The organism is Nostoc sp. 'Peltigera membranacea cyanobiont' 210A, assembly GCF_002246015.1.
Classification (GTDB): Bacteria; Cyanobacteriota; Cyanobacteriia; order Cyanobacteriales; family Nostocaceae; genus Nostoc.
Window position 1 is genome coordinate 350367 of the sequence record NZ_NOLJ01000003.1, and the last position, 20358, is coordinate 370724.

Consider the following 20358-nt stretch of genomic DNA (forward strand, 5'->3'; position numbering starts at 1 on the left):
AGACTCGAAAAAGTGTGTTCATTTAAGCTTTTTTAGATTGTCCCCGTGTTTCTTTAGAGAATACACCTTTTGACATTAGGATCTGATTCTTAAATTTTCTCCTTGTGCCTTGAGTTAGCTTTTCTAAAGTCACCTACCTTAAGGAGAGTGACTTCAGATGTCATTAGATAAAAACCTCTTTCAGCAACCAGCAAATAAGCTGCTGGCAGCTTTACCAGCCAGTGATTATGAACGTCTTGTTCCCCATCTAAAGCTAGTTTCGCTCCCAGTTAAGCAAATCCTTTATAAAGCAGCAGAACCCATCACACAGGTCTATTTTCCTGATAAATCAATGGTTTCTATAGTCACCACTATGGAAGATGGCTCAACGGCGGAAGTTCGGATAGTCAGCCATGAAGGCATGGTGGGTATCCCAATAATTTTAGGAGACAACACCACAACCACAACGGCGTTTGTGCAGATTGCGGGCGCTGGTATGCAGATGGATGCAGATGTACTTAAAGCCGAGTGCAATCGGGGCGGAGCTATTCAAACGCTGCTGCTGCGCTACGTACAAGCTGTATACTCTGAACTGGCGCAAGGAACTGCCTGCAACCGTCTCCATATACTGGAGGAACGGCTGGCTCGTTGGCTACTGACAGTCTCTGACCGTCTGGAGTCAGAAGATTTTCTACTCACGCAAGAGTTTATTGCCCAGATGCTTGGTGTACGTCGTTCCGGTGTGACAGTAGCGGCTAGCACCCTCAGCCGAGCCGGAATGATCAGCTACCAACGTGGTCATATTAGCATCCTGAACCGAGAGAATTTGGAAGCAACTTCCTGCGAATGTTATCAAGTCATACAAAAGGAATTTGCTCGGTTACTGGGCAAAAAGCCCAGTAACCGAGCCAGAAAATTTTTTTGAGTTATGTGTGCGATATCGGACAGACTTGCAAAAGTAACTTGATTTAAAGTATTTTGAGCAAATTTCTCTTTTAATATTTCAGTGAGCCAAAACACTCTTAAGCCGCAAGTAAACAGGTTACTTGCGGCTTTGCCAACCAGTGATTATCAGCGTCTTGTTCCGCACCTGAAGTTGGTTTCACTTCCGACTCGGAAAGTTATTTACGAACCCGGAGAACCCATCACACACGTCTATTTTCCCCAACACGCAATGGTTTCTATAGTCACTATTATGAAAGATGGATCGACGGTAGAAGTTGGGATAGTGAGCAATGAAGGCATGGTGGGTATCCCAGTAATTTTAGGAGGCAACACAACAACCACAAAAGCGTTTGTGCAAGTTTCGGGTGCTGGAATGCAGATGGATGCAGATGTATTTAGAACCGAATTCAATCGCGGCGGAGCTATTCAAAAGCTGTTGCTGCGCTATGTACGAGCTATATATACCGAACTTACACAATCATGTGCCTGCAACCGTCTTCATACATTGGAGGAACGGCTGGCTCGTTGGCTGCTCACAGTATCTGACCGTTTGGAATCAGAAGAATTTCTGTTGACGCAAGAATTTATCGCCCAGATGCTGGGTGTAAGGCGCTCCGGTGTGACAGTAGCGGCTAGCACCCTCAGCCGAGCCGGAATGATTCGCTATCAGCGTGGTCAAATTAACATCCTGAACCGAGAGAATTTGGAAGCAACTTGCTGCGAGTGTTATCAAGTTATACAAAAAGAATTTGCTCGGTTGCTGGGGAATTAGTCAAGGCGCGTAGGCGTAGCCCGTCGTAGACATCGCCAATGATTATTTTAAATTACTATGTCCGAAACCGGACAGACGCTTGCTAATTAGTTCCTTTAAGATTTAGTAAAGTATGCATCAAATAATGTTGACAACTACGTGTCTTTTAATGTAATTGCTACTTCAAGTGTTTGATCTACAGGACGGTGAGAATAATGTCTAGTCAATCGATGTCTTTTCAAGGTCTGAGATTGCTCGTTGTTGATGACGACGCTGATACGAGAACATTACTTACCTTCCTCTTTGAATTAGAGGGAGCAGAGGTGATTGCAGCGGCTTCAGCAGACGAGGCTCTAAAAATAATGTCATCTTTTAAACCAGACATCCTAATTAGTGACATTTGCTTACCCGATGAAGATGGCTACTCACTGCTCTTGAAAATCAGAAATTTGGAAGCAAAGCGGGGTAGAAGGATTCCAGCGATCGCTCTGACGGCATCGACTTTCGAGGACGATCGTAAACGTGCATTATCAGTAGGTTATGATGTACACCAACGCAAGCCGATAGACTTAGACGAGTTAACTTCTATGGTTGCTACTTTAACTAGAACCGAACAATACGTTTGACATATTTAGATGCAATAAAGGACAAGCCACTAAGCAACAATGCTTTAACTAAATTTTATTTATTTTCAAAATGCGATGTCTACGACGGGTTAGCTCGTCTTAGACATCGCATTTTTCAGGAATTTTTTGACTAATTTTATTTTTTATTAATTTCGCTAGTAGTAAAAACCTATTCAAAGGTAGTGATATAAAATATACTAAGAATAAATACAGAGAACGACCAAGTAATTCTCTGCGATTACTCATTTTTTCATATCAAGGAGTGCATTATGGAATATCTTGCTTATTCCCAGATGTTTATTGCTCAAGAAGAGGCATCTGGAAACACTAAGTATAATCTTCCTCAACCTCAATTCAATTGGAAAAAACTGCTTAAATCTTCGGCTTGGTTAGCTTTAGCTGGTGTCGGTGTATTATTTGCTGCTGTAACCCAAATTCAAGTGAGTTCGGCTGCCTATGTAAAGACTAACGGCAGTTGTTTACGTGTCCGTTCCGGCCCAAGCAGCAACTACTCTTATGTGGACTGTGTACCAAATGGCGCAACACTTCCAGCAATTGAACGATATGAAAACGGTTTTGCCAGACTTTCTACTGGTAGATACGTTTTTGCCCGATGGATTGGTGATAGACCTAGCAATCGTCCTGTGACTAGACCCGGTGGTGTTGGCGGTACAGTGATTCTTACCCCTGGTTCAAAAGGTCTGCTCGTCAGAGACTTGCAAATAGCTTTAGGTAATCTCAGAGTTGATGGAATTTACGGTCAAGAAACTGTTAGCCGAGTCCGAAGCTTTCAGCAAAGCAAAGGTCTACTTGTAGATGGTGTTGTAGGCCCCGAAACTCGATCAGCTTTGGGTATTTAGCCAGAAGCCACCCTTAAAAAACCTCGTGGTTTGGTAAATATTGTCAAACTAGTTTTGAGGGTTTGTAGTAAGGACTTTAGTGCTTGAGAAATAAGGACTAAAGTCCTTACTACGAACTTTTTTACCCATGAATGTAATTTTGGACAATCTGCAAAATGCGCTCTGCTGCATGACCATCCCCAAAGGGATTAATTGCGTTTGCCATCGCTTCATAAGCATCTGAGTCACTGAGTAACTCAGCAGCAGCTGCAACAATGTTCTCAGTCGTAGTGCCAACAAGTTTAGCTGTACCAGCTACCACAGCCTCTGGTCTTTCGGTAGTGTCTCTCAAAACTAGTACTGGTTTTCCCAAGCTAGGGGCTTCTTCTTGCAAGCCACCAGAGTCAGTGAGTAAAAGATGCGATCGCCCAATTGCTGCTACCAATTCCCCATAATCTAGAGGATCTGTCAAGAAAATTCGGGGATGATTCCCTAAAAGTTCCTGCAACGGGACTCGCACAGTCGGATTGCGGTGCAATGGTAAGAGCAAAGCTGTATCAGGAAACTTGTCTAAAATTTGTAAAAAGCCTTGAGCGATCGCTAACAGAGGTTCTCCCCAATTCTCCCGACGATGAACTGTTGCTAACAAAACCCGATATGAATCCCAGTCTAAGCCTGGTACATTGCAAACTACTTGGGTTGCAGCGACATTTAACAATGCATCAATTACAGTGTTACCTGTCATGTGGATTTCACCCAAAACACCAGAACGATGCAAATTTTCCACAGCCCAAGGAGTCGGTGCAAAGTGCAACTGAGTAATTTGAGAAATCAATCGGCGATTAGCTTCTTCTGGGTAAGGATTAAAGATATCATCAGTTCTTAACCCTGCTTCAACATGACCAATAGGAATTTTTTGATAGAAAGCTGCCAAAGCTGCGGCAAAAGCAGTGGTAGTATCTCCCTGCACGATTACCAAATCTGGCTTTTCTGCCTTAAATAATGCTTCTAACCCTTGTAAACTACGGCAAGTAATATCATTTAGAGATTGCTGAACCTGCATAATTTCCAAGTTATAATCTGCCTTGATATTAAACAGTTGCATAACTTGCTCAACCATCTCCCGATGCTGTCCAGTTAGAATTACTTGCAACTGAAATTCTGAAGACTTTTGGAAAACCTGAATCACTGGAGCGAGTTTAATCGCTTCCGGGCGAGTACCTAAGATAATGCAAACGCGTTTTTGATTAGTCATTAGTCATCTGTAATTTACCATCTATAGTCAATCGTCTATAGTCAATGGTCAATAGTCGGCAGTCAATCCTCACATAAACCATAAATATTAATGGATAAATCACACAAGATATAAAAAAACCCGCTTAACCGGGCAAATGCATTGTTTGTTTAATTAACCTGTAATGACTATTTAAAAGTTCACATTATAAAAACCATGAAAAAACCCGGCTTAACCGGGCAGACGCACTGTTTGTCTAATTAACCTGTAATAACTATTTAATCTCACAAGTTAGAGGGCAAGCAGCGTAAACAGTAGCCTGCATTTGGTCTGCCTCTCCATGCAGCCAGCTTAACCATTTAACTTCACTAGGATGAACTCCCTTAACAGTTAGCACACCCGCAGCCAATACAACTGCCATGACATTAAACATTATTAGAGCGCCTGCTACAAGCAAAACTGCACTAACAGGCATCACAGATTGCAAAATAATCGACAACAGACATCCGACCGTAGCCATCAAGACAACTAGTGGAAAACCCACAACCAACAAACAAACTGCTAATGTAAAAGTCCATATTAAAAAGCTTTTAATCATCAACAAGGAGTAGGTCTTTCCTTGATTAGAGCTTTGAGCAGAAACCATGACTTTTCCTCCCAAAATACACAACAGATTTTTAATTTTCAGTCATATCTCGCTTTTCGCGAGTAAACTGAATTGTTCTTCAGTGAAATTCAGTATATAAAAACTAATTGGGAAAATGAGCATTTGTTTACTAAACTTTACAGTTAATTTTTCGTAATTATGAATATAAAGTCAACTTTCTATCTATTAAAAAAACTTGTTTACTGCATCTACCTTCAGGTATAGAACCTAAAAGCTATGAGCTTTTAACCTTGATCCCCACGATATCACTCCTATTTAACTTAACATTTCTTATAAAAATTAGTAGTCTTTCTCATAATTCCTAGACGGGCTGAATAAATGAACTGCTAGTATTTGTACTGTTAATTGCTGGCAATTCGTGCCCATGCCTGGGATAAATTTCTCATCTAAGTCATGAGAATATTTACTTTAAAACAAAAGCATTAAAAAATACTTTTAAAGCTATGTGTATTCACTGAGGTCTTTTAAGTCCTTGCGTGTGTTAAACCAGTTTAGATAGGTTAAATAATCTATCTAAATATTCTGAGTAATGAAATTTTAGGAAATAAAAGATACCAACTGAGGTGGATGAAATAGATTGACCGTGGTTCTAGAGTTTCAATCGCCTTTTATCACCGCTAAGGCTTGCAGACAAGCATTCTCCAAAAGTCATCAAAGCAAGTGACTTTACTTCTCGTTAATTCAACTTTTTAACTGCCAAATGTGAAGATATATGACAGAATCACAGTCTCCATTAAATTCTAACTCTGCTGCTGGACGTAATTTGCCACCAATGCCGCCGCCACCACCGCCAACTCCAACCTTTAGTACGCAGCGGCAGATGACACAAACACTCGATATGTCAATGGATAGGGGCACTAATCCGCCTGTTGCAGGTCATCGTCCGGGTAGTCCACCGCCAATACCTAATTCAGTTCGCCCTCAAAACAGCAGTGCAGGGCCCACTTTAGAGAAGTTAATCAGGGAAGCTTACGACCAGGGATATTCTGACTTGCACTTGGGTGTAGGTGAAGTACCCCGCTTCCGCAGTCGAGGAGAAATTCAATCAATGGATTATCCAGAAACAGATAAAGAAGCTTTTATGAGTTGGTTGCGAGAGGTGATGAGTGAGGGGGAAATTCAGCGCTTTGAAGAACATTTAGAATTTGACGGAGCAACTCAATATGACTTTGCTCGCGTGCGGATTAATGTTTTTGGCACCCTTAGAGGGCCTGCAATGGTCTTGCGGTTGATTCCGTTGAAAATCTTAACTATGGAACAGTTGAATTTACCCCCAATTTTTCGGGATATTTGTCATCACCACAAAGGTTTAATTTTGGTGACTGGGCCCACTGGTTCTGGTAAGTCCACCACAATGGCAGCGATGGTTGACTACATCAATAAGGAGATGGCAAAGCACATCATCACCATTGAAGATCCGATAGAATTTATCCATCAAAGCCGCAAATCTTTAGTCAAACAACGGGAAGTGGGAATGCATACCCGGAAATTTGACAACGCTTTGAAAGCAGCTTTGCGGGAAGACCCAGATTTGATTCTGGTGGGGGAAATGCGGGACAAGGAAACAGTTAACACCGCCCTAAAAGCCGCTCAGACTGGTCACTTAGTCATGGGAACCCTGCACACCAATAGCGCGGTCAAAACCATTGAGCGGATTCTCAACCTCTATTCTGGTGATGAACAGGATGCAATGCGGGTGGCGATTTCTGAGTCTTTAGTGGCAGTAATTGCTCAAGGTTTGTGTCGCACAACTGACGGTAAGCGGGCTGCTTTTCATGATGTGCTGATCAATACTGAGGCGATTAAGGAATGGATCAAAGACGGTAAGTATGATGAAATTGGCGAGCTGATGAAACAAGCTGGCTTTGATGGCATGATTACGATGAATCAGTCATTGCTAAATCTCTATCAAGACGGACGCATCACTGAAGAAACTGCTTTGGAAATGTCACCAACTCCTAACGAAATGGCACAGTTTCTCCGAGGTCGAGTTTAGGATTGGGGATTGGGGAAGAGGCAGAGGGGCAGGGTGCGGGGGGCAGAGGAGAAAACTCTTCTCCCTGCTCCCTGCTCTCCCAGTACCCAATTCCAAATATCTTTGCGATCCTGGTTGAGGTTATAGCTAAGGTAAAAGGTAAAAGAGAGAATTTTTACTTTTAGTTCCCTAACCTCTATGAATAACTTGACGACAAATAAACTATCTACACCCCAGCTGTTTAAAGGCATTGCGCTATTTACACCTGGAGGAGATTTAATTTACTGCATCGACCCTAGCAAGCAAGGTCGATGGCATTTGCATTTGTGCTCGGCTTTGCAAGAAATCCTAGATTTACCAGAGCCGCCACACTTTTTAGTGCCTTGTTATACTGCAACTATTGACAATTGGTTAGATCCGCGCACTCAACAAGTGCGAACTTTTGCTGAAGCTTATCCGGCTGTAATTAGACATCAAGCTTTGCTTAATGCTGTTTTTGGCACGGGAGAATTAGTATGGCAAGCAGCTCCTTGGCAAGAAGGATTGTGCGATCGCATGGTGTTAACAACCTATCGTTCTTCATTTGGGCAGCTTTGGGAGGATCACGATTTAATTGTTCGCTTAGACCTTTCTGAACCTGTACCAAAATATCACCAACCAGTAATAATACAAAAAAAAGAAGCCATTACCCAAGGCTATGTTCTCCGCTTGTTTGTTGCCGGACATAGCAGTTCTACTGAACGCATTCTGCAAAATTTACACGAATTGTTAGAGCGATCGCTCGGACACCCTTATACTTTGAAGGTGATTGATGTTTTAAGTCATCCAGAACAAGCAGAACTGAATCAGGTTTCTGCAACTCCTACCCTTGTCAAGGTTTGGCCTCACCCAATTCGGCGCATCGTTGGAGAGTTGGATCATGTAGAAAAGATTTTACAGATGTTGGCTGCTAAGGAAAAATTTTAAGTAATCAAACTAGTTTTTTGCCAAGTGCGCGAATGGGTAGGTGTTGGTGAAGGGGGAACTACAAAAATGGCTAGATTGCCTTATCTGCAAGAATTTGAGAGCTTTAGCATCTTGAAACCATCCGCGCACCTGATATAAACTGACTTCCAGCTATTTACAGCTATCACAATTGCCAGTCCTTATGTTATGATTTTCGCATTCGCGCTATTGAACCTTGAAAACCAAATAACACAAGCCTTTCAGACGCCTGCGATCGCAATCAACTAAAATCCCTATTAGGGATTGAAACGAAACATTGATGCCCAATACTACAAAGTTAGAGAATCGCAATCAACTAAAATCCCTATTAGGGATTGAAACACAACAGGAACAACCTTTAGTATTAACGATAATAAGATCGCAATCAACTAAAATCCCTATTAGGGATTGAAACACTTATATATATAAGACGACAATACCACTACTGAATCGCAATCAACTAAAATCCCTATTAGGGATTGAAACACAAGGGTACAAAGGCAAGGAGTACTGGGAATACATCGCAATCAACTAAAATCCCTATTAGGGATTGAAACGTTCACGTACCTGAGACAACGCCCTTTCCTCCATCATCGCAATCAACTAAAATCCCTATTAGGGATTGAAACTTATTGTAATATTCCAGATATTAACATCAAGAAAATCGCAATCAACTAAAATCCCTATTAGGGATTGAAACTCGCCAGAGGAAGTAAAAAGAGCAATTAATTCTATAAAATCGCAATCAACTAAAATCCCTATTAGGGATTGAAACGATCCAGTGAAAGACAAATCTGCAACCGGGAATAGATCGCAATCAACTAAAATCCCTATTAGGGATTGAAACTTGCCCGTGGTGTGGTGATCCTAGTTGCCCTGCCAAATCGCAATCAACTAAAATCCCTATTAGGGATTGAAACAGTACCTTGCCTAGCATTATCTAAAAGCACATCATCGCAATCAACTAAAATCCCTATTAGGGATTGAAACTTGTTGCTCCACACAGCAAGGTGCTTGTTGGTTGCATCGCAATCAACTAAAATCCCTATTAGGGATTGAAACTTTTCGCGGTAGCTCAGAATGAATTCGTTAGGCATCGCAATCAACTAAAATCCCTATTAGGGATTGAAACTTTTAGGGAATTATTTATTAGCAGATACAAATGGATCGCAATCAACTAAAATCCCTATTAGGGATTGAAACAAGCTAACAACCACATTAAAATCATCAGCATTTAGATCGCAATCAACTAAAATCCCTATTAGGGATTGAAACAAGCTATTCTCTTCTTCTTTCTGTTTGGCAAGATCGCAATCAACTAAAATCCCTATTAGGGATTGAAACTTAATTGCCGATAAGCAAACCGCATATTCTCAGGTATCGCAATCAACTAAAATCCCTATTAGGGATTGAAACTCACTGGAACTGTGAGTGCGATCGCCGCCTTTAATCGCAATCAACTAAAATCCCTATTAGGGATTGAAACATATTTGGGGTGTTGGATTGCCTGACATGACAAGATCGCAATCAACTAAAATCCCTATTAGGGATTGAAACTTCTATCAAGAACCGATGGAGCATGGCGGAACTATCGCAATCAACTAAAATCCCTATTAGGGATTGAAACTTGGCATTGGCATTTGGCAAGATGCGATCGCAATCATCGCAATCAACTAAAATCCCTATTAGGGATTGAAACCGTATTCTAAAAGTTTCTGCTGATACGCCGGATCATCGCAATCAACTAAAATCCCTATTAGGGATTGAAACAGTTTTTGTCACTTGCGACTCAAAAACCTTGCAAATCGCAATCAACTAAAATCCCTATTAGGGATTGAAACTCTCCTGAACTACTAAATCACCTTGATACTGAAATCGCAATCAACTAAAATCCCTATTAGGGATTGAAACTGAGGCGGCGCTTTCTCGGCAGGCGATCTTTGCCGCATCGCAATCAACTAAAATCCCTATTAGGGATTGAAACCCCGCAATGAAGCAACCGCACCTTCAGAATCAAATCGCAATCAACTAAAATCCCTATTAGGGATTGAAACTCAGTATCTAAAATTACCCAGTTATCCTCTTGAATAAAATCGCAATCAACTAAAATCCCTATTAGGGATTGAAACGGGCTTTACCGTACCACCAGCCGCATAACAGATCGCAATCAACTAAAATCCCTATTAGGGATTGAAACAGGAGAACGCGATCAGGTGTTAAATGAAGCTCTCAATCGCAATCAACTAAAATCCCTATTAGGGATTGAAACCCCAAAGCCAACTGAAAACACTAATTCCTTCCTCTTATCGCAATCAACTAAAATCCCTATTAGGGATTGAAACTAATTACACTGACGACTTTGGGACAATTTATGCACTCTAATCGCAATCAACTAAAATCCCTATTAGGGATTGAAACTTGCCCTTCGTCGTCAGTTAGGTAATGTTCGTGGATCGCAATCAACTAAAATCCCTATTAGGGATTGAAACACAAAGAATTTAAAAACTCTTCCCCATTCCTAAAATCGCAATCAACTAAAATCCCTATTAGGGATTGAAACAAAACTATACCATAACTTCCACCAACGCGATCCATCGCAATCAACTAAAATCCCTATTAGGGATTGAAACGGCTGATTCAGTGATAGCAAGTAACGCTTGTTTACATCGCAATCAACTAAAATCCCTATTAGGGATTGAAACCTTTAAGTACACGACTTCGAGCGGTACTGCTTAAATCCAAAGAAAGCCAGCTATATTTAAGTTCATAGGAGAGCATTTGACAAATAATTTGTCGCTCCACAACTAATCGGGATGACTGGATTCGAACCAGCGGCCCCTTCGTCCCGAACGAAGTGCGCTACCAAGCTGCGCCACATCCCGCCATAAAAATGGCATTGTAAATCAAGAATATCATAATCTGTGCCAAATAGCAGAATTACATCTATATGCGATCGCTTCACCAAAGACTTTGCTTGCTAGGATTAAATTTGTATAACTCTAGTGGTAAAAGCGGATTGTGACTGTAAAACCAGACTGGTTGCGGGTGAAAGCACCTCAGCTTGAGCGCATCGGTAACGTTAAAGATATTTTGCGGGATTTAGCCCTCAATACAGTTTGCGAGGAAGCGTCCTGTCCGAATATTGGTGAATGCTTCAATGCTGGGACTGCTACGTTTTTGATTATGGGCCCGGCTTGTACACGCGCTTGTCCCTACTGTGATATTGATTTTGAGAAAAAACCCAAACCACTAGACCCCACGGAACCTACACGATTGGCGGAAGCTGTTCGTCGCCTGAACCTTAATCATGTAGTCATCACTTCTGTAAACCGAGATGACTTGCTTGATGGTGGTGCATCTCAGTTCATGGCGTGTATTGATGCAGTTAACTCTGTTTCACCCAACACCACAATTGAGGTGCTAATTCCTGACTTATGCGGTAATTGGAATGCTCTAGAGTTGATTCTACAGGCTGCGCCAGAGGTATTAAACCACAATACCGAAACTGTTCCACGCCTATATCGCCGGGTGCGTCCCCAAGGAAACTACGATCGCACATTAGAATTATTGCAGCGCACTCGCCAACTTTCTCCTAGCACATACACTAAATCTGGGATTATGGTTGGACTCGGTGAAACTGACGCCGAAATTCGCCAAGTCATGCAAGACTTGCGAACTGTCGATTGCGACATTTTGACCATTGGGCAATATCTCCAACCCAGTCAAAAACATTTGCAGGTAAACGAATTTGTCAATCCAGAACAATTTGCTGACTGGAAGGCATTCGGGGAAGAAATTGGATTTTTACAAGTTGTTTCTTCACCATTGACAAGAAGCTCTTATCATGCTGAACAAGTCAGGGAATTGATGGAACGTTACCCACGCTCAAAAGTTAGGAGTTAAGAATTAGGAATTATGAGTGAGCAGATGTACTCCAACACAAAACTTTCCGTTGCAATTCTGGGTGCAGGTGCTTGGGGTGCATCTCTAGCAAATCTCGCCGCTGCAAATGGTCATCAGGTGCGCGTGTGGTCACGTCAAGGTTCCCAAAGTTTTCAAGTAGTTTTAAAAGATGTCCAAATAATCCTGTCTGCTATCTCAATGATTGGGGTGAGAGAAGTTGCTTCCCAAGTTGAGTCTTTCCCCCTTTCTCCAGAAACAATTTTTGTGACGGTGACGAAAGGCTTAGACCCCCAAACCACCTGCACGCCTTCACAAATTTGGCAAACAATATTCCCTAACCATGCAGTGGTTGTTTTATCTGGGCCTAATTTATCAAAAGAAATTCAAATGGAATTACCAGCAGCCACGGTGGTAGCCAGTAACATTCCCACGGCTGCGGAAGTAGTACAGTTAGTATTTTCTTCTCATCGTTTCCGGGTATATACCAATCCCGACCCCTTGGGCGTGGAATTGGGGGGAACACTAAAAAATGTGATTGCGATCGCAGCTGGTGTGTGCGATGGTTTACAACTGGGAACCAATGCCAAAGCTGCTTTAGTAACCCGTGGACTTACCGAAATGGTTCGCATCGGCAACAACTGGGGTGCAAAGACAGAAACATTTTATGGTTTATCGGGTCTAGGAGATTTGTTAGCAACGTGTAACAGTCCCTTAAGTCGCAATTACCAAGTCGGCTATCAGCTAGCTGGTGGTAAGTCACTTACAGAAACTCTCGCAAATTTACAAGGAACTGCTGAAGGAGTAAACACTTGCCGAGTTTTGATGCAACGAGCCAAGCAACAAAACATTGCAGTCCCAATTACCGAGCAAGTTTATCGGTTACTTCAAGGCGAAATCACACCCGGACAAGCACTTGATGAACTGATGTTGCGAGATATCAAGCCAGAGTACAACTACTAGTTAGTAGTCTGTCAAATCAACTTGCTGGCTAAATAAGTTCGTAGTAAGGACTTTAGTCCTTATATTAAGCACTTCAGTGCTTACTACATACCAGGCTTTCCTTAGCTTGATGGACTACTAGTTAGTAGTCTGTCAAGTTGAAATTGGCACTTTAAGACTGACATGCAAGACGACGCAGGAACAACGGAGAGGGTGTTTGATAACTTATCCACATCTTCTATCTCCGTGTCGAGAGAATTTTTGCCGTTAATGCTAATCACTTCTGCAATATCTATTAGTTCTACTTATACCTGAATAATCCTGAGAAAAAATTGGTAAATCGTCAGGATATTACTTTTGCAGCCATGTAAATGTGACTATGCCAATTATAAAGATGACATTCACTGAAGGATGTTTATACTGTGTTACAAAAGTTACTATCACAAAACCATCAAGGTTGAAATATTAACTAAGTAGTTGAAATATTGCAAACCTAGCTGTGGATTTAAATAGCTATTGGTTTAATCAAAAGTTTAGCAGCCGATTCAGTTCAGTAATCCTGTATCTAATAAAACCCTTACAGTTAATTTCTAAAAAAATTGTAATGGAACGTTCAACCATGTTAGTTCATCGTTAATCGCGGGAACAATAGCAACAGTTGAATAGCTGACCGTAATCTAAGCTGACCGAAATCTATTGTTACCTGGAGCCATTGAGACGATCTTATGCCAGCAACATCTTTTTATGCAGACGCCCCCTACAACACCAAAAAGTCTAGCCAGGCTTTGGACTCGGATCTCACGGTTGATGACAGTGAGTTATCGGTAGATGACCTACAGGAGCTAGAACTGACTTCTGTTGACAATGCTAACTTTGCTGCTAGCACCAACCGTCGGAGTACAGACCTAGTACGTCTATATCTTCAAGAAATTGGTCGGGTTCGCTTGTTGGGGCGCGATGAAGAGGTTTCAGAAGCTCAAAAAGTCCAGCGTTACTTGCGGATGCGGATAGTACTTGCTAACGCCGCAAAGCTTGGGGATGAAGTGATTACACCCTATCTAAGGTTAGTTGAAGTTCAAGAACGTCTAACTTCGGAACTAGGACATCGCCCTTCTTTGGAAAGATGGGCTGCCACTGCTGACATAATCTTATCCGATCTCAGACCGACTTTGGCAAATGGGAAACGTCGCTGGGCTGAAATCGCCAAGTTGACTGTAGAAGAGTTGGAGCAAGTTCAAACCCAAGGACTCCAAGCAAAAGAACACATGATTAAGGCGAATCTTCGCTTAGTTGTGTCTGTTGCTAAGAAGTATCAAAATCGTGGTTTGGAATTGTTGGATTTAGTCCAAGAAGGTACATTAGGTTTGGAGCGGGCTGTAGAAAAATTTGACCCAACTAAGGGTTATCGCTTCAGTACATACGCTTACTGGTGGATTCGTCAGGGTATTACACGGGCGATCGCTACTTCTAGTCGCACGATTCGCCTACCGGTTCACATCACCGAAAAGTTAAACAAAATCAAAAAGGCTCAACGCAAAATTGCTCAAGAAAAAGGTCGCACTCCGACTCTAGAAGATTTAGCAACTGAGTTAGAGATGACACCGACCCAAGTCCGAGAAGTTTTGTTGCGGGTTCCTCGCTCCGTTTCTTTGGAAACCAAGGTAGGAAAAGATAAAGACACTGAGTTAGGCGAATTACTCGAAACTGACAGTGTAACTCCAGAAGAGATGTTAATGCGAGAATCTTTACAAAGAGATTTGCATCATCTTCTGTCAGATTTGACTAGCCGGGAGCGCGATGTAATTCTGATGCGGTTTGGTTTGGCAGATGGTCATCCTTATTCTTTAGCAGAAATTGGCCGCGCTCTTGACTTGTCGCGCGAACGAGTCCGCCAAATTGAATCCAAGGCTTTGCAAAAGCTACGTCAACCCAAGCGCCGCAACCTCATCCGCGACTATTTGGAGTCTCTGAGTTAGTCATTTGTCACTTGTACTGAGCGGAGCCGAAGTATTAGTCATTTGTCATTAGAAAACTACACTTGACAAATGACTAGGGACAAAGGGCTGATTTGATCCCTAAGTTAAAAGCCTTTTATAGGCTTACAGCAAATAATTAGCATTAAACTGTATAAGAGTTGCCCCAAATCTTTGCTCAAATATCTTGAAGGTGGGGAGCAACTAAGCAATTCAAATTTAACTTAGGCAAAATTCAACGTCAAGGGATGCAATCGTTATAAGTATCCTAACTATTAGCTGTATGCAAATTAAATGCACTACAGCTTATTACTTGAATTTTGCTCAAGATTTGATGAATTGTTCTTAAATATTTAGTAAGAATTCTCAATAGGCAATGATTGTTGCAAATTGCTCCCAATATTTGTTATATTCTCAACTAACAAGCTTTGTTGAGAACTATTAGTATGACTGTCTACACAACTACTTCACTCAAGGCAGAACTGAACGAACGAGGCTGGCGATTAACTCCCCAGCGCGAAACAATTTTACACATTTTTCAAGAACTTCCGCAAGGAGAACATCTGAGTGCGGAGGATCTTTATCATCGGCTCGAAACTGATGGTGAAGGGATCAGTCTGTCAACTATTTATCGGACTTTGAAGTTGATGGCAAGGATGGGAATTTTACGGGAATTAGAATTGGGCGAGGGACATAAGCATTATGAGATCAACCAGCCCTATCCTCATCATCACCATCACTTAATTTGTGTTCGATGCAACTCAACTATTGAGTTTAAAAATGATTCAATTTTAAAAATTGGGTCAAAAACCGCTCAAAAAGAAGGTTTTCACCTCTTAGATTGTCAAATGACCATCCATGCAGTGTGCCCCAAGTGCCAACGGGCGCTGATGCCGCTTTAGCACTTGGGTGGATAAATAAGACGAAACTACTCAAATTAACCAAATAAATGGAATCTGAGCAGTTCGTAATTTGCTGTTACTGGAGGCAAGCAACCAGTTGGGAAGTGATACTAAAAACACCAAAGCGGATGTTAAAAGCGTCCGCTCTTAAGATCCTTAAGGCTAATTCCGTAGAATTCTTGGGCTTGTTTAATCGCTTTTTTGGTGTCATCTGCCATCACACCATTTAGCTTGCCTTTATAAAAACCTCGCTCTCGTAGTCGGGTTTGAATTTCTAAGGTATTAAATTCGCTTTTGCTAGCAGTATTGACTGAGCTATATAACTTAGCTCTAGTAGTTGGGCCAGCAACACCACTTGCTGTTAAGAAATTAGCTGCCTGAAATCTCTTTACAGCATCGGCAGTATAAGGGCCATAGTAGCCATTTGGCTCTCCCTCTAAATATCCAGCCTGAATCAATTGTTCTTGAACAATTCTAACGGACTCACCGCGATCGCCTACACGAAGTTTGTCTCGATTGACTACCTTTTTGGGAGCCTCTTCTCCATCCCCGATGCCAGTTCCTGGCAATTTACCTAATGTTGCTGGGCCTGCAATTCCATCAACGCTTAATTTGTAAGAATCTTGGAACCGCTTGACAGCTTCTTCGGTAATTGGGCCAAATATGCCTGTGGCGTTTCCGTAATAAAAGCCTGCGACTCTTAACTGTTCTTGCAAAGCTCTGACATCTTCACCTTCATCCCCTTTAGCAAGGTAGTTAGAATTGCGGCGTTTGCTGGTGGCTGAACTATCAGTGCTGGACTTTTTGGCTTGTGCGCCTATAGCAGCGGTTCTTTGAGCTTGTGTAGCCCTAGTTGTGACCTTTTTGGTCTGCCAACTTTCTAATTTTTGCAGTGTGCTTGCTCCAACAATGCCGTCCACTGGTAAGCCAGCGGCCTTTTGGAAGCGCCGTACAGCTTCTTGTGTGGATACGTCATATACTTGAGTAACAGAAGCTTGGTAAAAACCTGCTGTTTTCAACTTTTGTTGTAGATTTCTGACAGAAGGGCCTCGATCGCCATTTTCCAGTGCCATGACGCTGCTGACAGCGCCAAGAATAGATAAAGACAGAGCAAGGGGCAACATATACTTCCAAGCCCTACCAGAAAGCCGTTTCCAGTCTGGTGCAGCTGCTTTGTTAAACAAAGAACTGAGGGAGACCAATTCACTGGGTGTGCTGTCTTCGTAGGCGAAAGCTAGGTGCAAATACGCAAGATTTTCCATATTTGTTTCCTACACCATTGATTTTTCTTCGATAACTGCTTCAGCTTGATGTACTAGGTTCCTCAAAGCTTCTAATGTTCCTATGTTTACATCCTCCCACAAATTGCGCTTGTGTGCTTCTAATAATTTTTCAGCAATATCACGCAGTGCGTAAGGGTTCTTTTGCTGAATAAATTCTACAACAACTGGATCAAGTAAATAAGCATCTACTATGCCTTGATACATGTAATCTTCCGCACATTTTGCGGTTGCATCGTAGGCGAATAGATAATCTACCGTCGCCGCCATTTCAAAGGCTCCCTTGTATCCGTGGCGCATTACTCCTGCAATCCATTTGGGATTAACTACGCGAGAACGATACACTCGTGCAATTTCTTCTTTCAGTTGGCGGACTCGTGGTTGGGTGGGTATAGAATTATCTCCAAAATAAGTTTGGGGATTTTTTCCCTGTAGAGAACGCACCGCCGCTGTTAAGCCACCCTGAAATTGGTAATAATCATCAGAATCGAGTAGATCGTGTTCGCGGTTGTCTTGATTGTGCAGGACAATTTGCATTTGAGACAAGCGTTGCTCGAAGGCTTCGGTATTGGGCATTGGGGACTGGGGACTGGGGACTGGGGATTTGGGTGTTACCTCCCCTGCTTCCCCTGCTTCCCCTGCTTCCCCTGCTCCTGCTCCCGAAGAATAGGCGTAAGAACTCCAGTTAATGTAGGCGCTGGCTAAATCTTCGTCATCTGTCCAGTTTTGGGATTCGATTAAACCTTGGAGTCCGGCGCCGTAAGCACCTGGACGAGAACCAAAGATGCGATAGCGCGATCGCACCACGGCTGCTTCTAAAGTTAATCCTTGGCTTGTCCACAAATCAGTTTCTTGGCGAACTGCATCGGCGAGGGGATTTTGTTCTGGCGGTTCATTCAAGTCTGCTACTGCTGATACTGCTTGATCGAATAAATCAATTAAGTTGGGAAAAGCATCGCGGAAGAATCCCGAAATTCGCAAGGTGACATCTACACGGGGACGCCCTAAAATCGCTAAGGGTAAAATTTCAAAATCCACTACTCGCCGTGCTGCACCATCCCATACAGGCTGGACTCCAAGTAAAGCTAAGGCTTCGGCTATATCATCACCGCCTGTTCGCATGGTGGCTGTTCCCCACAATGATAAGCCTAGTGTTTTGGGATACTCACCATGTTCTTGCGTGTAATATTCTACGAGGGTTTCAGCGGCTTTTCTGCCGATATCCCAAGCTGTCTCTGTGGGAATGGCGCGAATATCTACGGAATAAAAGTTTCTCCCTGTTGGTAGAACTTCCGGGCGGCCGCGTGTGGGTGCGCCAGATGGAGCGCTGGGGACGTAACCGCCATCTAGTCCGTGTAATAAATGGGTGATTTCTTCGGGGGTTTTTTGTAAGGCTGGGAGGAGGCGATCGCGTATCCACGTGGAGACGCGATTCATTGCGTCTCCATCCCCAACACAGACGCGATGAATCGCGTCTCTACAAGATTCCTGATTTCTGAATTCTGAGTCCTGATTTATTAGTTGTTCTACTAAGAGGGCGGCGTGTTCTTCTAGGACTTCGACGATATCACCGAGGGTACGGCATTGTGTGCCATTGACTATTGAGTATTCACCACTAGGCATTGACAAATCGGCTGTGAGGGGATCGAAATCTAGTCCCCAATCTTGAGCGATCGCACGGGTAATGCCTGGAGAATGGCGATTGGGGATGCGAGCGATCGCTACTATTAAATCTCGTAGCTGCCTTCCTTGGGGGCATTGCCCAAAAATGTGCAAGCCATCGCGGATTTGGGCTTCTTTCAATTCACAAAGATAACCACCGATGGAATTCAAAACCAGAGATTCAGATTTAAAAATTTCTGTTTCATTTTGGATTCCTAAATCTAGATGGAGATTTTCTTTGATTACCAGTTCGTGGATGCGATCGCGAATTACTGGTAAACGTGAAGGATCTAAACTATCGGCTTCATAATACTCATCAATCAAATTTTCTAACTGTTGCAAAGAACCGTAGAGTTCCGCACGAGTCATCGGTGGCGTGAGGTGATCTATAATCACCGCTTGAGCGCGACGTTTGGCTTGGGAACCTTCACCAGGATCGTTGACAATAAACGGGTACAGGTGGGGAAGTGCGCCAAAAGCTACTTCTGGATAACAATTACTCGATAAAGCCACACTTTTACCCGGTAGCCATTCTAGATTTCCGTGTTTCCCTACATGAACTACAGCATCAGCACCAAAAGTTTCTCTAACCCAATAGTAGAAAGCTAAATAAGCATGGGTTGGTTCTAAATCCGGCGCATGATAATTCAAACTGGGGTCATTATCATAACCCCTTGCTGGCTGAATTCCCACGAAGATGTTGCCGAGTTGAATTCCGGGAACGGGGATGGGGATTGGGTATTGGGTATTGGGTATTGGGTATTGGGTATTCCTCTCGTATATCCCGTTTTCCTTTTCCCCAGTCCCCAGTCCCCAGTCCCCAGTCCCTAGTCCCCACCTTTCCCTAATACCTTGCTGAACTGCTGGCGGTAATGAAGCGAAATATTTTTGATATTCTTCCCAAGAAACACTTTGGTGTACTGGAAGCGATTCTCTACCTTCTGGATCGTTGGTTACACCATCTGTCAGGCGTTGAATCAACTCGTCTCCTTGAGCAGGTGGATTTTCTACTTCATACCCAGCCTGATGTAAAGCTTGCAGGATTTCTACACAACTAGCTGGGGTGTCGAGTCCCACACCATTGGCGAGGCGGCCATTACGGTTGGGGTAGTTTGCCAGAATTAGGGCAATTCGACGTTCTTGGGGGGGTTTGGAACGTAGACGCGCCCAATTTGCTGCTAGTTTAGCAACGAACTCGATGCGATCGCTCACTGGTTCATAAATTACCACATCTGTTTCTAAATGGGGATTACGAGTTTGCAATGCTTTAAAAGACACAGCACGAGTAATAATCCGCCCATCTACTTCTGGTAGCGCCACATTCATCCCAATATCGCGGGGAGAAAGCCCTTGAAACTGTGACTCCCACTGCTCAATCGATCCGCCACTGAGGATTACCTGCAACACAGGCACATCTAATTTTTGCCACAGTTCGGTTTGGGGTGTTTCGCTTTCCAAGCGTGCTAGAGAAAAACTGGTGGTATTTAGCAGCACAGCGATTGATTCGGCTTCTTTGGGTTGAAAAAATTCACTCAACTCAACTTGCACATCTGGTTCACGCAATGAAGAAACAAATACTGGCACTGGTTGTAAATTTTTCTGTACCAAAGCTTCGCATAAAGCATCAATTACTTTAGTATTCCCCGCTAAATAATGAGCGCGGTAGAAAAGGATGCCGATTTTGGGGATTGGGGATTGG

The 20358-nt window shown here is 42.8% G+C and carries 14 protein-coding genes, 1 tRNA gene and 1 CRISPR repeat array; of the genes, 10 read left to right on the top strand and 5 right to left on the bottom strand.

Annotation, left to right across the window (positions count from 1 at the left end; genetic code table 11):
* Window positions 1–157: 157 nt before the first annotated feature.
* The 4 genes from CDG76_RS10670 to CDG76_RS10685 all read left to right on the top strand — a co-directional run bounded on the left by CDG76_RS10670 (window position 158) and on the right by CDG76_RS10685 (window position 3161).
* A complete protein-coding gene (locus tag CDG76_RS10670; protein WP_094349003.1) occupies window positions 158–904 on the top strand; it encodes a Crp/Fnr family transcriptional regulator in 747 nt (248 codons plus the stop codon).
* 75 nt (window positions 905–979) lie between these two features.
* On the top strand, window positions 980–1696 hold the full coding sequence (locus CDG76_RS10675) for a Crp/Fnr family transcriptional regulator (protein WP_094349004.1): 717 nt from the start codon (window positions 980–982) through the stop codon (window positions 1694–1696).
* A gap of 194 nt (window positions 1697–1890) precedes the next feature.
* On the top strand, window positions 1891–2301 hold the full coding sequence (locus tag CDG76_RS10680) for a response regulator (protein ID WP_094349005.1): 411 nt from the start codon (window positions 1891–1893) through the stop codon (window positions 2299–2301).
* Window positions 2302–2570: 269 nt separating this feature from the next.
* Complete coding sequence (locus CDG76_RS10685; RefSeq protein WP_094349006.1) at window positions 2571–3161, top strand: peptidoglycan-binding protein; 591 nt, start codon at window positions 2571–2573, stop codon at window positions 3159–3161.
* A gap of 121 nt (window positions 3162–3282) precedes the next feature.
* Here CDG76_RS10685 and wecB read toward each other — a convergent pair whose 3' ends face one another.
* The gene (wecB, locus tag CDG76_RS10690; RefSeq protein ID WP_094349007.1) at window positions 3283–4395 is read right to left on the bottom strand and encodes a non-hydrolyzing UDP-N-acetylglucosamine 2-epimerase; all 1113 of its coding nucleotides are present in this window, start codon (window positions 4393–4395) and stop codon (window positions 3283–3285) included.
* A gap of 253 nt (window positions 4396–4648) precedes the next feature.
* Window positions 4649–5020, bottom strand: coding sequence for a hypothetical protein (locus CDG76_RS10695; protein WP_094349008.1), 372 nt, complete (start codon window positions 5018–5020; stop codon window positions 4649–4651).
* Window positions 5021–5753: 733 nt separating this feature from the next.
* Here CDG76_RS10695 and CDG76_RS10700 point away from each other — a divergent pair.
* Both CDG76_RS10700 and CDG76_RS10705 read left to right on the top strand, forming a co-directional pair.
* Entirely contained in the window at window positions 5754–7037 is a 1284-nt protein-coding gene (locus CDG76_RS10700; RefSeq protein WP_094349009.1) for a type IV pilus twitching motility protein PilT, read from the top strand.
* Window positions 7038–7214: 177 nt separating this feature from the next.
* A complete protein-coding gene (locus CDG76_RS10705) occupies window positions 7215–7982 on the top strand; it encodes a circadian clock KaiB family protein (protein ID WP_094349010.1) in 768 nt (255 codons plus the stop codon).
* Between the two features lie 252 nt (window positions 7983–8234).
* A CRISPR array of direct repeats spans window positions 8235–10702; the repeat unit is 37 nt; unit sequence ATCGCAATCAACTAAAATCCCTATTAGGGATTGAAAC.
* 106 nt (window positions 10703–10808) lie between these two features.
* On the opposite strand, the gene CDG76_RS10710 is transcribed toward CDG76_RS10705, so the two are convergent.
* Window positions 10809–10882 (bottom strand) — tRNA-Pro (locus CDG76_RS10710).
* A gap of 136 nt (window positions 10883–11018) precedes the next feature.
* Here CDG76_RS10710 and lipA point away from each other — a divergent pair.
* From lipA to CDG76_RS10730, 4 genes are all read left to right on the top strand, one after another.
* Entirely contained in the window at window positions 11019–11903 is an 885-nt protein-coding gene (gene lipA, locus CDG76_RS10715) for a lipoyl synthase (RefSeq protein WP_094349011.1), read from the top strand.
* Between the two features lie 24 nt (window positions 11904–11927).
* Complete coding sequence (locus CDG76_RS10720) at window positions 11928–12863, top strand: NAD(P)H-dependent glycerol-3-phosphate dehydrogenase (RefSeq protein WP_094349396.1); 936 nt, start codon at window positions 11928–11930, stop codon at window positions 12861–12863.
* Window positions 12864–13567: 704 nt separating this feature from the next.
* Window positions 13568–14818 (top strand): RNA polymerase sigma factor SigC, encoded by a 1251-nt coding sequence (gene sigC / locus CDG76_RS10725; RefSeq protein WP_094349012.1) that lies wholly within the window; start codon window positions 13568–13570, stop codon window positions 14816–14818.
* A 443-nt stretch (window positions 14819–15261) separates the two neighbouring features.
* A complete protein-coding gene (locus CDG76_RS10730; protein ID WP_012407750.1) occupies window positions 15262–15717 on the top strand; it encodes a Fur family transcriptional regulator in 456 nt (151 codons plus the stop codon).
* Window positions 15718–15848: 131 nt separating this feature from the next.
* On the opposite strand, the gene CDG76_RS10735 is transcribed toward CDG76_RS10730, so the two are convergent.
* Window positions 15849–16979 (bottom strand): peptidoglycan-binding domain-containing protein, encoded by a 1131-nt coding sequence (locus tag CDG76_RS10735; protein WP_094349013.1) that lies wholly within the window; start codon window positions 16977–16979, stop codon window positions 15849–15851.
* Between the two features lie 9 nt (window positions 16980–16988).
* Window positions 16989–20358 (bottom strand): cobaltochelatase subunit CobN (cobN, locus tag CDG76_RS10740; protein WP_094349014.1); only part of this gene is annotated, 3370 nt, incomplete at its 5' end.

Excerpts from the sequence above, each read along its gene's own strand:
- CDG76_RS10695 (WP_094349008.1), bottom strand. The coding sequence starts at position 5,020 with ATGGTTTCTGCTCAAAGCTCTAATCAAGGAAAGACCTACTCCTTGTTG.
- CDG76_RS10680 (WP_094349005.1), top strand. The coding sequence starts at position 1,891 with ATGTCTAGTCAATCGATGTCTTTTCAAGGTCTGAGATTGCTCGTTGTT.
- CDG76_RS10735 (WP_094349013.1), bottom strand. The coding sequence starts at position 16,979 with ATGGAAAATCTTGCGTATTTGCACCTAGCTTTCGCCTACGAAGACAGC.
- CDG76_RS10730 (WP_012407750.1), top strand. The coding sequence starts at position 15,262 with ATGACTGTCTACACAACTACTTCACTCAAGGCAGAACTGAACGAACGA.
- sigC (WP_094349012.1), top strand. The coding sequence starts at position 13,568 with ATGCCAGCAACATCTTTTTATGCAGACGCCCCCTACAACACCAAAAAG.
- wecB (WP_094349007.1), bottom strand. The coding sequence starts at position 4,395 with ATGACTAATCAAAAACGCGTTTGCATTATCTTAGGTACTCGCCCGGAA.
- CDG76_RS10670 (WP_094349003.1), top strand. The coding sequence starts at position 158 with ATGTCATTAGATAAAAACCTCTTTCAGCAACCAGCAAATAAGCTGCTG.
- CDG76_RS10700 (WP_094349009.1), top strand. The coding sequence starts at position 5,754 with ATGACAGAATCACAGTCTCCATTAAATTCTAACTCTGCTGCTGGACGT.
- CDG76_RS10685 (WP_094349006.1), top strand. The coding sequence starts at position 2,571 with ATGGAATATCTTGCTTATTCCCAGATGTTTATTGCTCAAGAAGAGGCA.
- CDG76_RS10720 (WP_094349396.1), top strand. The coding sequence starts at position 11,928 with ATGTACTCCAACACAAAACTTTCCGTTGCAATTCTGGGTGCAGGTGCT.
- CDG76_RS10705 (WP_094349010.1), top strand. The coding sequence starts at position 7,215 with ATGAATAACTTGACGACAAATAAACTATCTACACCCCAGCTGTTTAAA.